The sequence below is a fragment of the Providencia sp. PROV032 genome (assembly GCF_028484875.1).
Taxonomy (GTDB): Bacteria; Pseudomonadota; Gammaproteobacteria; order Enterobacterales; family Enterobacteriaceae; genus Providencia; species Providencia rettgeri_E.
The window spans coordinates 1-1,029 of the sequence record NZ_JAMPSX010000067.1; the positions used below are offsets into that span (position 1 = coordinate 1).

A 1,029-nucleotide genomic window follows, 5' to 3' on the forward strand; every position below is an offset into this window, starting at 1 on the left:
ATTGCGACGTCTAATCTGAGCAACGAATGCACAAGATTTAGAGTACCAGAGCCCTGTGATGCTGTCACGGGGCTTTGTTACATCTGGAGCTTGGTAAACCTCATAAATTCAATTCGCAACGCTCGCCGCAAGGCGTGAACTTGTTTCACGTCGAGGAAGCGGAATTTCTCGAAAGCCTTATACTGTCTCCGTTCACACATGATCGGAGGGTGTCTCTATGTCTCAATTATTTCGTTTGGCATCGCCAGAAGATTACGAATACATCGAAGAATTAAATTTATGGGAATTGTCATTTGATAAGCGACCGGTTCAAGGGGTTCGTTGTGAAGATCCGGTGATCGGGGCAGAAAAATATAATCAAGGGCGTGAAAAATTTAAGGCGTTAGCGTCACGGCATAAAAAACACTGGAAACCGAACGGATTGACCTTTTCGGAGTTGATCCGCTGGGCAATAGAATGCGGAACTCCAGAACAATGTCAGCTTGTTTTAGCGTTATACCATTGCACAAACGATGATGATTATCAGGCGATGGGAATTCAGTTAAGCCGAAGTATTGATAATGCAAATGTCAGTCCGATCATCTTTTTCACAGGTAAAAATCAACGGTTATTAGGTGATATTTCGATGCTAAAACAGCTCGAAGAAAAGGTGCGCTGACGTTAGGTTTACCTATTATTTTATGTATTATCCTATCTATTATTCTATCTCTTATTTTATCTATTTCGTCTGTAATAGGTAGAATAATACATAGAATAAGATACAGAATAATAGATAGACACAAGATGACGTTGTGTTATTTCTTACCCATTAATCCACCTGTTATTCTACCTATTACTTTACCCGTTATTGCACCCAATTTAGGTATAACGGGCAGAATAACGGGTGAAATAATGGGTAGAATCATAGTTTTACTAACTTGCACCCCATGATACTTTCAGTATCAATGCCACTCATTTTCTGGACGAAAATGAATGACATAAGGCTCCGCCCTCTGGCTATTTTCTTCGGCTGGACGCCTGCGAAAAAAA

Annotated in this window: 1 protein-coding gene; it reads left to right on the plus strand. The window is 40.4% G+C overall.

Translation table 11 applies throughout. The annotated features are described in order from the left end of the window. The first annotated feature begins 217 nt into the window (after positions 1-217). Positions 218-658 carry a hypothetical protein gene (locus PSF42_RS20600; RefSeq protein ID WP_015063446.1) on the plus strand — a complete coding sequence of 147 codons (441 nt, stop codon included), beginning with the start codon at positions 218-220 and terminating at the stop codon, positions 656-658. The last annotated feature ends 371 nt before the right edge of the window (positions 659-1,029 follow it).